The organism is Pseudomonas sp. JAI111, assembly GCF_024809425.1.
In the GTDB taxonomy this organism is placed as follows: Bacteria; Pseudomonadota; Gammaproteobacteria; order Pseudomonadales; family Pseudomonadaceae; genus Aquipseudomonas.
Genome location: NZ_JANUCB010000005.1, coordinates 322602 through 335346, shown reverse-complemented (window position 1 = coordinate 335346; position 12745 = coordinate 322602). Strand labels below are relative to the sequence as shown.

Sequence of the window (12745 nt, the reverse complement as noted above, 5' to 3'; positions counted from 1 at the left end):
TGAACGTGCAGCCGCAATTGCGTGCAATGCGGCGAACTTCAAGGATGCGGAAGGGTTCATCAGCAGTCGGATGGACGTGCAGGGTTGCAGTGGTGTGCATGGTATTGCCTCGCTCTGTGGTGAAGAGTGAGGCAAATATCACGCGTCGTGCTGCTGTGTGTCAATACATACCGTGATTAAAATTCGGCTGTGCTGTGCAAAAATCGTGATGATTTAAGAATGCCGCCCACCAAATGGATTTCCATAATGTCTGATTCGGCAATGTGAATCGGCGCGTGTTCAGCGTTTACGCTGTCGAGTCTGTACATGCCATCGCGCAGATAAATGAACTCTTTGATCATCGTCCTACCCGCGGCTGTCCGCACCATCACCTCGTCGCCGCTGTAGTAACTTTTATTAGGTTCTATAAGCACAAATTCGCCGTTCTTAATCCGGGGAAGCATGCTATCTCCCGTGACCTTTAGTCCGTACGCATCGGGGTCGTCACTGTGGATGTTCAAGTAGCCGTCGCCGTGACCGGGCGGGAAATCTAGGGCCTCAAAAAAGCCTTCATTGCCGAGTTGTGCATTCCCTACCACTGGAACTCTTCCTTCTTTCGCCCGGCCCGCTTTGCTAGAAACGTCCTGATCCTTGCCAACTACTTTCAATGTAGCCCGATCCCGTGTGTAAAGAGGTGCGCCTTGAGAGGCCGCATTGTGCGTGATGGGGCTTTCCGCCCCTGCTACCAGCTCAGTGAAGGGAACCTTTAAAGCATCTGAGAGCTTTTTAAGGTCTTGCAGGTTAGGTTGCCGGGTGCCTCTTTCATAATTACCAATCCGAGACTGTGATTCCCAGCCACAGGCAAAAGCCAGCTCCTGCTGGCTCATGCCGTTAGCTTTCCTGAGTTTTTTTATGCGTGCGCCGAGTGTGTTCATGTGCTTTTTTTACCACGCAATGAAATCTTTTTTTCGCACTTTACGTGTTGAAAAGTTCACGAAACGTGCTTATTATGGCTGCGAGTCATCGGAGACAACGACTATGAATCGGATAGCTGAACATCGAGAGAAAGCAGGTATTAAGCAACGTCAATTAGTAGCGGCGCTGGGCTGGACTCAGACGCGCATTAGTAATTACGAGGCTGGTCGCCGTACAGCTGGTCTGGCCGAGTGTCGAGCGATCACTGCAGCGCTAAATCAATTAGGGGCTGCTTGTTCACTGGATGATGTTTTTCCACCAGAGCAGGACGAAATAAAAGCGGCTTAGAAAAAAGGCGACCCAACGGTCGCCTAGTCCCTCCCGACACACACCACCACAGCGCTGTCGGGTCGCGATAAAGAAAGACGGGCACACCACATGCAAGCCGTCGATCTTTACCGCGCTTTCCAAGGCACGGATGCCTTGGTGTTGCTGCCTTCTCCACCACAGATTAGGCAGCTGTTGCGCCAGAGGTGAACGACGGATCGTTTGCCTCGGCACGGTGCCGGTGTCGATCCTGAAGATCTAGCCGGCGTTTGGGCCCTTTCAAGCCACGCGACAAATGTATCACCACTGCATGTCGCGCGGCACTGGCAACTTATAAGGATTAATGCCATGAGCCGAATCGCTCTGAGTTCTGTAGAACGGGCGCAGCGGGAAATTCTGCCCCTCGACCTAGCGCTTTACCATGCTGCTCGGGATTATCCCGGCGGAGCCGCCGCAATTGCCGCCACCACCGGCAGAAACGCCACCACGCTGCAGCATAAGCTATCTCCCACGCATCCAAGCCACTCCGTGAACATTCAGGAGTTCGGCGAGATCCTGGAGCTGACCAAGGACCGCCGCATTCTTGATGCCGTACACGCGTTGGTAGGGGATACGACCTGGCAGGAGTTGGCCGAGGCATACACCAACGACATGCCTGAAACGTTGACTACCGGCATTGCTGAGTATTTTCGGCAGGTTGCTGATTTGGCGGATACCTGGGCGAAGAGTATTGGCGATGGCGTGGTGACGGACCAAGAACTGGCCGCGATTCGCCTGCAGGTGTTTCGCGGTATTCAAGGGCTGCTGGGGATGTTCAACCGCGCTACCTACGTCAATCAAACGACGCGGGGTGTCGACCGTGGCTGATATCGCAGATTTTGCCAACGACCTCGTGCAGGAACGTCTTGATCAGGCACTCGCTGCACGTAACGCCGCCAAGCCCGCTTCGGCGGCTTATTCATTCCTGTTCTGCGAAGGTTGCGATGATCCCATCCCTGAAGCTCGCAGACTCGCACTCCCGGGCTGCACTCTGTGTGTGATCTGCCGGTCCATCGACGAATCGCAGGAGGCCCGTCATGCTCGATGAGGTATTGGGTCAATTCGCAGACTACGGGCTTGAGCCTGAACAGCCGCTGATTTTTGGCAAGCTCACCCGGTGCAAAACCTCTCAGGACAAGGGCAAGGAAAAGAATGGCTGGTACGTCGTACACGAGCATCACACCGAGAAGAACGAAACGCTGATCTTCGGTAGCTTCGGTGACTGGCGTTCGGGCGAGTCGCAAAAGATTAAGGTGAAGTCTGGGCGCATGAGTCCAGAAGAGCGCGAGGTAATGCGTGTCCGGCAGGAAGATGCTAAGCGTAAGGCCTCTGAGGTGGCGGCCAACGCGGCACGGCGAGCAGCTAACCGCGCAGCCGGTTTGTTCAAACGCATGCCGGAAAAGGGCAAGAGTGCCTATCTGGATCGAAAACAGATCGTGGGGTTCAAGGTCCGCTATGCGCCTCGTACCGGCGCGTTTTTGGTGCCTATGTGCAACGTGCGAGACCAGATCGTCGGCCTGCAGGTGATCTTCCCGACAAAGCAAGAAGACACCGGTCGTGACAAAGCCTACTGGCCCTACGGCATGTCCAAAGAGGGCGCTTTCCACTTGATCGGCCCGCACCCTGAGCCAGGTGAACCGGTATTGGTGTGTGAGGGTTACGCCACGGGCGCCAGCCTGCACATGGCGACCTCGCTGACGGTCGCTATTGCGTTTGATGCGGGTAACTTGCTGCCGGTCTCCAAGGCAATGCGGGAGCGTTTTCCGGGTTGCCCGCTGATCCTCTGTCGGGACGATGATTGGAAAACCAAGCGCCCTAATGGCGATCCTTGGAACCCTGGTGAAGAAAAAGCCAATAACGCCGCGTTGATCGTCGGCGGTCAGGTGGTCGCACCGGTCTTCTCGGGCGAGCGCGAAATTAAGTGGACTGACTTCAACGATCTACATGTTGCGGAAGGATTGGAGGCTGTCCGGCGCCAGGTGTTGGCGGTGGTCAAACCTCCTGCAGCGGGTGGTTGGAAGGATCAACTGGCCCGCACCGAAAATGGCTCCCTGATCGCGCACATGCAGAACGTCGAGCTGATCTTGGGCAATGACGAGCGCTGGGCGGGTGTCATCGGTTACAGCGTATTCAGCTCCAAGATCGTCAAACTGCGGTCCGCCCCCTTTGGCGGCGGTGCCGGCGACTGGGCCGACATCGATGACATGCGGGTGATGAAGTGGCTCGCGCAGCAATACAACCTGCGAGTCAAGGCATCCCATGTGATCGAGGCGGTCAGCGTGGTTGCCCACGACCACTCTTTTCACCCGGTACGTGAGTACCTCGAAAAGCTCGAATGGGACCGCGTACCTCGGTTGGAAACGTGGCTGACGGACGTGCTCGGAGTCCAGGCCAATGAGTACTCGGCCAAGGTGGGCAAGCGCTGGCCGATCTCGGCGGTGGCTCGGGTGATGCGCCCGGGCTGCAAGGCTGACTCGGTGATGATTCTTGAAGGGGGGCAGGGTGAAGGTAAGTCCACGGCCATGGGCATTCTCGGTGGCGAGTGGTTTATGGACACGCCTTTTGCCCTTGGCGACAAGGACAGTTTCCAGGCGATACGTGGCAAATGGATCGTCGAACTGGGTGAGCTGGACAGCTTCAACAAGGCAGAAAGCACCAAGGCCAAACAGTTTTTCTCCGCATCCATCGACACTTACCGCGAAAGCTACGGCCGCAGAACGAATGACGTACCACGCCAGTGTGTGTTCGTGGGTACCACCAACCAAGAGGAATACCTCAAGGACGCTACCGGGAACCGGCGTTACTGGCCGGTATTCTGCAACAAGGTCGACTTAGAAAAGCTACGCGAGATCCGCGATCAGCTGTGGGCTGAAGCGGTGTTCTGCTTCGAGGCCGGCGATATCTGGTGGGTGACGAAGGACGAGTCTTGGATGTTCGCCGAGGCACAGGACGAGCGCTTTGTTGTGGACGAGTGGGAAGGTCCGATCCTGACCTGGTTGGAGGAGTCTCAGATCGGTGAAACCGCCACCGGCAATGAGATCTTGATCCAGGCTCTTAAGTTAGACGTCGGCCATTGGGGCAAGCCGGAGCAGATGCGGGTCGGTGCGATCATGCATCGCCTGGGCTGGCGGAAGAAGCGCATGCCGGCGTTGGCAAAGAGCGGAATCCGGCAGTGGGCCTATCAGAAGCCAGAGACCTGGGGGCGTACGGCTGCATTGCAGGCAACCCTGGTAGAGGAGCCGTGCTTCGATGATTAAACGTATTGATGAGATGCTCAAGCTCTGGGCGCAGGATCTGCATTCTCCGATGAACCCCGACTTTGCCGGATCTGGTGGAGGCAACATGATTGCGATGTTGATGGAGTGCAAGGGCGAGCTGATACGTGGGACTCGCGGCAGTCGGGTGCTGTTGGATGAATCGGCGGATATCGAGCTGATCGTGAACAAGCATCTTCCGGCGCATCTGTCGGTGGTGGTGTGGGAGCACTATTGCAATCACGAAAGCTTTCTCTCGCAGAAGTACACCCACTGCGGTTGCAGTCGCGATACCTATTACCAACGTCTGCACGAAGCGCACCTGCACATTGCTGGCATGTTGATGGGGAAAGCTGCGTGACCTCTGGTATCACTCCGCGTGCCACTGTCCTACTGTCCGGCCTTGTCCGACTGCCATTTAGAGCAGTCGGACAAGTGCAGGCCGCGCCGTTCCTGGGCTGTCCTACTGTCCAACCTGTGCCCGCCCCATGCACACGTAAGCATAGCGGGTACGTAGTCGCGCCTGTGGCGCGCATGCGTGCTTTTAGTTTTCTCTCTATACACAAGAGAAAGTTAAGTAAGGTAGGACAGTAGGGCAGAGTCCCGAATTTAGGCGCCTGTAGCTGTCCTACTTCGACTCTGCATGGTGGGACAGGTAGGACGGGGCAACAGAAGCGATAGCCGATTGAATGCGTTGTACCTGCGTTGTACCTGTGTCACACCCACGTCGCACCCGTATTGCTCCATGGCATTAAAACTCGCTTGCTGCCACCGGAATCCACCTGTAAAAAGTATTCATCTTCGATAGGTGCGACCGCAAAGAGCGGCAGGCACCACACACCAAACCCGGCCATTGCGCCGGGTTTTTGCGTTTATGGAGTAGGGCGATGACGAACGAGCAACAAGCACTGGCAGAGATGCCGATCTGGTTAGTGATCGTCTTGGCTCTGGTCGGCGGAGTGTCCGGTGAGATGTGGCGAGCCGACAAGGACGGGGCGCGGGGCTGGGCATTGTTGCGGCGCTTGGCACTGCGATCTGGTGCCTGCATTGTCTGCGGCGTGTCGGCGATGATGCTGATGATCGCCGCCGGCATGTCGATCTGGACGGCGGGCGCATTGGGCTGCCTGACGGCGATGGCCGGCGCCGATGTCGCCATCGGACTTTACGAACGCTGGGCCGCCAAACGGCTGGGCGTCTGCGAAGTCCCGCCCGCCGGGGGCGAGCAAGGGTGATGCACCGATCTGGTGCGCCGAAAACCGCCGGGGACCCTGGGGTTATCCCGAGGGTACGGGGTCGGAAACCCGCGGCTTTTCGTTAGTGGCTGAGTTTCAAAGTTAGTTGACCTCAGTTGACTAGTTGACCAGTTGACCGGGCTTGGAGATAGGAGGCTACATGGCTTTTTTGACACGTAAGGAATACGGCGAGCTGAAGGGCTGGTCCAAGCAGCACATCAGTAAGCTGATACTCAATAATCGGTTGGTGTTGGATGAAGCAGGGTTGATCGATGTTGATGCCAGCGAGCAATTTCTGGCCATGACGCGTGATCCAAGCAAGGTCGGCGTGACGGCCCGTCATACTCAGGACATGCAGCGTACAGCGGTCCCACAGCCGGTTCCTGTCCAGCAGTCTGTTGCCGTTGCGCAGCCGGCCATTCCTGATTATCAACGCTCTCGTGCGCGGCGCGAACATGCTCAAGCAGAGCAAATTGAAAGCCAGGTACGTAAAGAAAATGGCTCTTTAGTTGAGGCTGACGTCGTCGACAAAGCCGCCTTCGAAGCCGGGCGCATGTTGCGTGATTTGCTCCTCGGCATGCCGCCGCAGATTGCTCCGGAACTGGTCGCGATGACCGATCCTTGGGACATCGAAAAACACCTGACGGCAGCAATTCGCAGAACACTCGAAGATGCTGAGCGCATGTCTGCCAGTGATCTTTCCCGAGCATTAACCACCAAGAGCTGACCCCCTATGCATTTCCCATACGCAGACGGAGCAGAGGTCTACCGTGTGGCGTACTTGCGTGGCTTACGCCCTGATCCGGATCTTTGGGTCGATGAATGGGCGGATGAATACATGCGAATTCCACGCAGTGTGGGTGCCGCTGAGCCAGGCCAATATCGGACATCCCGCACGCCCTATGCCCGTGAACCCATGCGCTGCTTGTCTCCGGCTCATCCGTGCAAACGCGTGGTTACCATGGTGGCTTCGCAACTCATGAAAACCCAGATCGCCCTGAACTGGATAGGCGCGTTAATTCACATGTCGCCCTCAAACATTTTGACGCTACTACCCACGCTTAAACTCGCTTCACGGGTTTCGTCGCGGATCAGTAAAACGATTGATGCGACGCCCGTATTGCGTGAGCGAGTGGCTGCACCACGCTCGCGTGATGCGAAGAACACCCAGGACACTAAAGAGTTTGAAGGCGGTACGCTTTACGCGGTGACGGCGGGTTCCGCGGCCAACCTGGCGGAGCTGGCGGCGCGTTTTATTTATGGTGATGAGATCGACCGGTGGGAGGTCGATGTGGGCAACGAAGGTGACCCGGTCAAGCTGGCCGAGATCCGGGGCAGTACCTTTGGCAGAAAGGCCAAGTTTTACTTTTCCAGCTCACCGACCCTTAAGGGGGCCTCGCGTATTGCTGATCTGTTTGCCATGAGTGATCAACGTTACTACTACGTTCCGTGTCCTCATTGTCAGCATATGCAAGTACTGGAGTGGGAAAATCTCAAGTACACCGAGGATTACAGCCGGATTGAGTACCTCTGCAGCGGCCCTGATTGTGGTGCGATGATTGAAGAACATCACAAGGGTGAAATGCTGGCTCGCGGCGAGTGGCGTTCTCATGCTGAAGGGGATGGTGAAACCGTAGGCTTTCATCTCAATGCACTGTACGCACCGTTGGGCTGGACCAGTTGGTTGTCGATGGCCAAGGATTACGACGAAGCCGTTATCAAACAGGCCAGCGGTGACCTTGAAGCGATGCAGGTGTTTTTTAACACACGCCTGGCGAAGGTTTGGGACAGCACTCAGGAACAGACCAAGGCCAGCGTACTGCAGGCGCGTGCATTGCAGGAAGACTACGTGTTGGGCTCTGTTCCGAACGGTGCCCTGATGCTTACAGCCTCCGTTGACGTTCAAGCGAATCGGCTTGAGTTCATGGTCATGGGTTGGGGCATCGGGATGGAGCGTTGGGTCATCGACCACCAAGTGATTATGGGTAACCCCTCGGATGAACAGACCTGGTATGCGTTGGATGAAAAACTAAAGGCTCGTTATTGGCATCCCTGTGGTGTCGGTTTGACGATCTTGGCGACCGCTATCGATACGGGCGGTCACCACACCAACGATGTTTATCAGTTTTGCCGTGTCCGCCGGTGGCGCAATGTGTTCGCCATCAAAGGCGCAAGCAAACCGGGAAAACCTCCGATTGCTCAGCGGCCTTCGATGGTCGATGTGACATGGCGAGGCCAGACTGAACGCAACGGCGCCGAGCTGTGGTTCGTCGGTACTGATACGGCAAAGGACTGGATCTACAACCGCTACCCATTCGAATCAGGGCCGGGGGCGTTGCATTTTGCCAAAGATCTGCCAGACGACTTTTTTGCCCAATGCGTGGCTGAGCGCCGCATCACACGTTACGTCAAAAATAAGCCAGTGACCGAATGGATTAAGGGCAAGTCCGAGCGCAACGAGGCATTAGACCTGATGGTGTATTGCCTTGCGATGGCGCATTACCTGGGGCTGGATCGATACAAGGAACGTGATTGGGATCGTGTCGCTCAGGCGCTTGCCCAGTCTGAATTGTTTGTCGAAAAATCGACCGTCAGCACTCCGATCGAAGTTCAGGAATCCAATGATAGATTTCCTGCACATGAGTCAAATCTGCCACCTGTCGCTCCGGTCGCTCCAGTCGCCCAATCGCGACCTGTCGTACCACCACCTCAACGCCGCAGTTCCACCAGCGGTTACCTGAAGAGACGCTGATATGTCATTTACCCAGAAGCACCTCGACGCGGTTGAGGCGGCCATCGCTCGCGGTGAGAAAACCGTGCGTTACACCGACCGTACCGTGGAGTACCGAACTGTCGACGAACTGCTCAGGGCGCGCGAAGAGATTCGCTCGTCGCTGGTCAACGCTGCCGGGCCGCGTTCGCGTGCGGTTCGGCTATACCACGGGGGCAAAGGACTCTAAATGGCCCGACACTTTCCGACTCTGACCCGTAACGGATTCGTGTTGCCGTCGAACATCAAAGCCAGTTACGAAGGCGCCGGGGAGGGCCGGCGCTCCACTGGTTGGGATGCTCCCGACAACGGGATCAACAGTATCAACACCCCGGCACTGCGCAACCTGCGTTCGCGCTCTCGGGCAGCGGTTCGCAATGACCCGTATGCCTTCAACGTGATCGACAAGCGTGTCAGCAACCTGATCGGCACGGGTATCACTCCGCGGCCGACCACTGAGGACGATGCTTTACGCAAGTTGCTACAGGAGCTGTGGGGCGATTGGGTCGATGAATCAGATGCGGATGATCGTACCGATTTCTACGGCCAGCAGGGCCTGGTGGCGCGCACGGTTGAAACCTCGGGTGAGTGCTTTGTGCGGTTACGACCGCGTAGCCTGGACGAGGGATTGGCGGTTCCGCTGCAGCTGCAGATTTTGGCGCCGGAGTTTGTCCCGCACGACAAGTATGAGAGCACTAAAGCCGGCAACACTATCCGCGCGGGAATCGAGTTCAACCCCGGCGGCAAGCGCGTGGCGTACTGGATGTACCTCTCGCATCCGCGTGATGCGGCGTCGCTGAACGCTGGCTATAACCAATTGGTGCGAGTGCCAGCCTCTCAGGTGCTGCACATCTTTGAACCGGTGGAGCCTGGTCAACTGCGCGGCGTGCCGCGATTGTCACCGGTGCTCAAGCGTCTGCGCAGTCTCGACAATTACGACGACGCCGTATTGTTTCGCCAGGAAGTGGCCAACCTGTTTGCCGGCTTTATCAAGCGACCGACGCCGGAGTCTGGGCCTGTACCCAGAGATCCGGTGACAGGCGCTCCGTTGAATCTGGATCGTGATGGCTTCACACCGATGGTCGCCCTTGAACCCGGCACCATGCAGGAGTTGGGGCCAGGTGAAGAGGTGGAGTTCTCCAAACCACCGGACGCGGGCAACAACTATCCAGACTTCATGCGGCAACAACTGATGGCGGCAGCCGCCGGCTCCGGTACGCCTTACGAGATCCTCACCGGCGACATGCGCGGCATCAACGACCGAGCGCTACGGGTGGTGCTCAACGAGTTTCGGCGCCGCCTGGAACAACTGCAATTCAGCGTTTACGTCCACCAGCTCTGTCGCCCAGTGCGGGCGGCCTGGATGGACATGGCCGTCTTGGCTGGTGTCTTGGAGCTGGACGATTACGCGCAGAAACGCCGCGACTACCTGCGTACCCGCTGGGTGCCGCAAGGTTGGGCCTACATCCAGCCGGTGCAGGACGTGCAAGCCCGGCGGATGGAAGTGCAGGCCGGCTTTGCCTCACGCAGCGAGATGGTTCTGCGCACCGGCTACGACGCTGAAACGGTCGATCAGGAAAACGCCGCCGATCTGGCACGGGCCACAGCACTGGGCCTCAACTACAACACCCTGGATGCCGTCGAAACAACCGACGACAAGGAGCAACCATGAGCAAAAAAGCGCTACCGCGCATTTACAACCGCGCTGGGCAGCGGGTGCAGGTTCAGGACAAAACTTGGTACGCCGTGCAGGCCAACGGCGAGGCCGCCGAGCGAGTAATCGAAGTCTTTGTCTATGGCGAGATCGGTACCTGGGGCATTACCGCTAATCAGTTCGTGCAAGACCTGCGGGCCATGGATGACGGTGTATCGCCGGTGATTGCGGCGTTCAACAGCATCGGTGGCGATTTGTTCGACGGGCTGGCTATGCACAACGCGTTGTCGCGTTTGGGTGAGCGTTGTACCGGACGGATTGACGCGTTGGCTGCCAGCGCTGCCAGCGTAGCGGTGTGCGGCGCGCATAAGGTTGTGATTGCGGCCAATGCCATGTTGATGATTCACAACCCCTGGACCTACGCCAGCGGGGATGCCGAAGATTTCCGCAAAGTGGCCGATGCGCTCGACCAGACGATGGAGGCGATCATCGCAGCCTACAAAGCGAAGGCGCCGGAGATTGATGAGGTCGAACTGCGTCGGCTGGTCGCCGCTGAAACCTGGCTTACCGCGAATGAGGCGGTGGCCTTGGGCTTGGCCGATGAAGTCGGCGACGGCATCAAGGTCAAGGCCTGCCTTGGCCAAGGTGGTGTGTTGCAGCGTTACCAGCATGCGCCGGCTGAGTTGTTGGCCCAGCTCGACGAGCCACCGGAAGCGGATCCGGATCTGGAGCTGGATCCGGTCGATCCACCATTGGTGCCGCCGGTGGTCGATTCGGCCAAATTGGCACTGATGATCACCCAGCGCTGCACGGCGGCGGGCATCACCAATCTGGTCGAGCCGCTTCTCAGTTCGACCCAGCTCGAAAGCGAAGAGCTCGTCTTGGCCGGGTTGGCACGTGCCAAGGCCGTGAATGATCTGTGCGTGGCGGCTCGTTTACCGGAGTTCAGCGCCGAATACGTTACGGCGGGGCTGGATGCTGCAGCAGTTCGGGCGCGTCTGTTCGACAAAATTGTCACTAGCGGCAAGGGCTTTGAAATCGACAACAGCTTGCCGCTGGATGACGACCCAGCGCCCAAGGTGCTGGCCAAACAACCTGATCCCACCTCGATCTGGGCTTCGCGACAAGCGGCCCAATCTGGAACTGCGCGCGGCGCGAAAGGAGCAAGACCATGACCATCAAAAAAGAGCCGATCCACGCAGGTGAGTTTCTGCTGTCCGAGGGCGCCGGCAACATTTCGCGTGAATCGATCAACGTTGTGGCAGGTCCGGCGCTGTATCCAGGGCAAGTCCTGGGGCTGGTGACCGCGACGCGTGAATTCGCGCCGTACCACCCGACCGCTGAAGACGGCACCCAGACCGCTGTGGCGATTCTCTTCGGGCCACTGGGGGCGTCGGACATCGTGCGCCGGGGTCGCGCCGTGGTGCGTCTGGCGGAGGTCAGCGAAGTGCACCTGACCGGACTGGACCCTGAGGCCGAGAAAGACCTGGCCGCCCATTTTCTGATCGTCCGCTAGGACCTTTAGTCACGTTTACCCAGCCCGCCTTGAGCGGGCTTTTCAATTTCTGGAGAGTACCCATGGCCGAGATCGCCATTTTTGACGACGAAGCGTTTACCGTTACCGCGCTGACTGCTGCACTCAACGATCAACCTTACCTGCCGGGCCGTATCAGCGCCCTGGGCCTGTTTCGAGAGGAAGGGATCAACACCCTGACCGTACAGATCGAAAAGGACGGCGACACCCTGGCGTTGGTGCCGGCCGGTGAACGCGGCGGCTCTGGTCTGGTGGTCGCGGCCAGCAAGCGCAACTTGATTCCGTTCAACACCGTGCACCTGCCGGAACGCTTCACCATCAAGGCGGACGAGATCCAGGGCATTCGCGCCTTCGGTACCCGCACCGAGTTGCAGGCGGTGCAAGATGTGGTCAATGCCCGCCTGGCCAAAGCGCGCCGTCAATTGGACGCGACCCACGAGTTCCAGCGCATGGGCGCACTCAATGGCGTGATCCTTGATGCCGACGGTTCGACGGTGCTGTTGAACCTCTATGATCGTTTCGGTGTGGAGCGTCAGAAGCTCTCCATGGGCCTGACGGACCCCAAAACTGAGTTGCGTGTGCAATGTGTCGAAGCGCTGGATATGCAGGAAGATGCACTCGGCGCCGTGACCAGCACGGGTTCCCGCGCGTTCTGCGGCAAGCATTTCTGGAACAAGCTGATCGTTCACGATTCGGTCAAAGAGACTTACCTCAATAGCCAGCAAGCAGCGGCTTTGCGTGGTGATGCCCGGGAGAGCTTCGAATTCGGCGGCATTGTGTGGGAGCGTTACCGTGGCAAAGTCGCGGGCGTGTCTTTCGTCCACGACGATAAAGCGCTGCTGGTTCCTGAAGGTGTTCCTGATCTGTACATCTCGGTGTTCGCACCGGCTGACTACATGGAAACGGTCAACACCCAAGGCATTCCGTATTACAGCAAGATTGAGCCGATGCAGTTCGGCAAGGGCATGGCCGGCGAAGCCCAGTCCAACCCGCTGCACTTGTGCACCCGGCCGCGCGCCCAGATCCTGCTGGAGCTCTGAC

The 12745-nt window shown here is 57.9% G+C and carries 14 protein-coding genes; 13 read left to right on the top strand and 1 reads right to left on the bottom strand.

The window, feature by feature from the left end; all coding sequences use genetic code 11:
- Positions 1–176: 176 nt before the first annotated feature.
- Positions 177–914, bottom strand: a complete 738-nt coding sequence (locus HNR03_RS18305) for an XRE family transcriptional regulator (RefSeq protein WP_405046061.1) — start codon at positions 912–914, stop codon at positions 177–179.
- A gap of 103 nt (positions 915–1017) precedes the next feature.
- On the opposite strand from HNR03_RS18305, the gene HNR03_RS18300 reads away from it, so the two are divergent.
- The 13 genes from HNR03_RS18300 (at position 1018) to HNR03_RS18240 (ending at position 12744) form a co-directional block, all read left to right on the top strand.
- Positions 1018–1242 carry a helix-turn-helix transcriptional regulator gene (locus tag HNR03_RS18300; RefSeq protein WP_259155173.1) on the top strand — a complete coding sequence of 75 codons (225 nt, stop codon included), beginning with the start codon at positions 1018–1020 and terminating at the stop codon, positions 1240–1242.
- A gap of 327 nt (positions 1243–1569) precedes the next feature.
- On the top strand, positions 1570–2088 hold the full coding sequence (locus HNR03_RS18295) for a phage regulatory CII family protein (RefSeq protein ID WP_259155024.1): 519 nt from the start codon (positions 1570–1572) through the stop codon (positions 2086–2088).
- On the top strand, positions 2081–2308 hold the full coding sequence (locus tag HNR03_RS18290) for a TraR/DksA family transcriptional regulator (protein WP_259155023.1): 228 nt from the start codon (positions 2081–2083) through the stop codon (positions 2306–2308). Before HNR03_RS18295 ends, HNR03_RS18290 begins: the two co-directional genes overlap by 8 nt.
- The gene (locus HNR03_RS18285; RefSeq protein ID WP_259155021.1) at positions 2298–4517 is read left to right on the top strand and encodes a VapE domain-containing protein; all 2220 of its coding nucleotides are present in this window, start codon (positions 2298–2300) and stop codon (positions 4515–4517) included. Before HNR03_RS18290 ends, HNR03_RS18285 begins: the two co-directional genes overlap by 11 nt.
- The gene (locus HNR03_RS18280) at positions 4510–4875 is read left to right on the top strand and encodes a hypothetical protein (protein WP_259155020.1); all 366 of its coding nucleotides are present in this window, start codon (positions 4510–4512) and stop codon (positions 4873–4875) included. Before HNR03_RS18285 ends, HNR03_RS18280 begins: the two co-directional genes overlap by 8 nt.
- 526 nt (positions 4876–5401) lie before the next feature.
- Positions 5402–5746, top strand: a complete 345-nt coding sequence (locus HNR03_RS18275) for a phage holin family protein (RefSeq protein ID WP_259155019.1) — start codon at positions 5402–5404, stop codon at positions 5744–5746.
- Positions 5747–5906: 160 nt separating this feature from the next.
- The gene (locus tag HNR03_RS18270) at positions 5907–6473 is read left to right on the top strand and encodes a hypothetical protein (protein ID WP_259155018.1); all 567 of its coding nucleotides are present in this window, start codon (positions 5907–5909) and stop codon (positions 6471–6473) included.
- Positions 6474–6479: 6 nt separating this feature from the next.
- Positions 6480–8498, top strand: a complete 2019-nt coding sequence (locus HNR03_RS18265; RefSeq protein WP_259155017.1) for a phage terminase large subunit family protein — start codon at positions 6480–6482, stop codon at positions 8496–8498.
- 1 nt (position 8499) lies between these two features.
- Positions 8500–8706 carry a phage head-tail joining protein gene (locus tag HNR03_RS18260; protein ID WP_054048667.1) on the top strand — a complete coding sequence of 69 codons (207 nt, stop codon included), beginning with the start codon at positions 8500–8502 and terminating at the stop codon, positions 8704–8706.
- Positions 8707–10188 carry a phage portal protein gene (locus tag HNR03_RS18255; protein WP_259155016.1) on the top strand — a complete coding sequence of 494 codons (1482 nt, stop codon included), beginning with the start codon at positions 8707–8709 and terminating at the stop codon, positions 10186–10188.
- Entirely contained in the window at positions 10185–11345 is a 1161-nt protein-coding gene (locus HNR03_RS18250; protein WP_259155015.1) for a head maturation protease, ClpP-related, read from the top strand. The genes HNR03_RS18255 and HNR03_RS18250 overlap by 4 nt, the downstream gene beginning before the upstream one ends.
- Complete coding sequence (locus HNR03_RS18245; protein WP_259155014.1) at positions 11342–11686, top strand: head decoration protein; 345 nt, start codon at positions 11342–11344, stop codon at positions 11684–11686. Before HNR03_RS18250 ends, HNR03_RS18245 begins: the two co-directional genes overlap by 4 nt.
- A gap of 62 nt (positions 11687–11748) precedes the next feature.
- Positions 11749–12744, top strand: coding sequence for a major capsid protein (locus HNR03_RS18240; RefSeq protein ID WP_259155012.1), 996 nt, complete (start codon positions 11749–11751; stop codon positions 12742–12744).
- Position 12745 lies beyond the last annotated feature (1 nt).

What these genes read in the sequence shown, in the direction of transcription:
- HNR03_RS18245 (WP_259155014.1), top strand. Translation starts at nt 11,342, where the DNA reads ATGACCATCAAAAAAGAGCCGATCCACGCAGGTGAGTTTCTGCTGTCC.
- HNR03_RS18265 (WP_259155017.1), top strand. Translation starts at nt 6,480, where the DNA reads ATGCATTTCCCATACGCAGACGGAGCAGAGGTCTACCGTGTGGCGTAC.
- HNR03_RS18305 (WP_405046061.1), bottom strand. Translation starts at nt 914, where the DNA reads ATGAACACACTCGGCGCACGCATAAAAAAACTCAGGAAAGCTAACGGC.
- HNR03_RS18260 (WP_054048667.1), top strand. Translation starts at nt 8,500, where the DNA reads ATGTCATTTACCCAGAAGCACCTCGACGCGGTTGAGGCGGCCATCGCT.
- HNR03_RS18255 (WP_259155016.1), top strand. Translation starts at nt 8,707, where the DNA reads ATGGCCCGACACTTTCCGACTCTGACCCGTAACGGATTCGTGTTGCCG.
- HNR03_RS18275 (WP_259155019.1), top strand. Translation starts at nt 5,402, where the DNA reads ATGACGAACGAGCAACAAGCACTGGCAGAGATGCCGATCTGGTTAGTG.
- HNR03_RS18300 (WP_259155173.1), top strand. Translation starts at nt 1,018, where the DNA reads ATGAATCGGATAGCTGAACATCGAGAGAAAGCAGGTATTAAGCAACGT.
- HNR03_RS18270 (WP_259155018.1), top strand. Translation starts at nt 5,907, where the DNA reads ATGGCTTTTTTGACACGTAAGGAATACGGCGAGCTGAAGGGCTGGTCC.
- HNR03_RS18240 (WP_259155012.1), top strand. Translation starts at nt 11,749, where the DNA reads ATGGCCGAGATCGCCATTTTTGACGACGAAGCGTTTACCGTTACCGCG.
- HNR03_RS18285 (WP_259155021.1), top strand. Translation starts at nt 2,298, where the DNA reads ATGCTCGATGAGGTATTGGGTCAATTCGCAGACTACGGGCTTGAGCCT.
- HNR03_RS18295 (WP_259155024.1), top strand. Translation starts at nt 1,570, where the DNA reads ATGAGCCGAATCGCTCTGAGTTCTGTAGAACGGGCGCAGCGGGAAATT.
- HNR03_RS18280 (WP_259155020.1), top strand. Translation starts at nt 4,510, where the DNA reads ATGATTAAACGTATTGATGAGATGCTCAAGCTCTGGGCGCAGGATCTG.
- HNR03_RS18250 (WP_259155015.1), top strand. Translation starts at nt 10,185, where the DNA reads ATGAGCAAAAAAGCGCTACCGCGCATTTACAACCGCGCTGGGCAGCGG.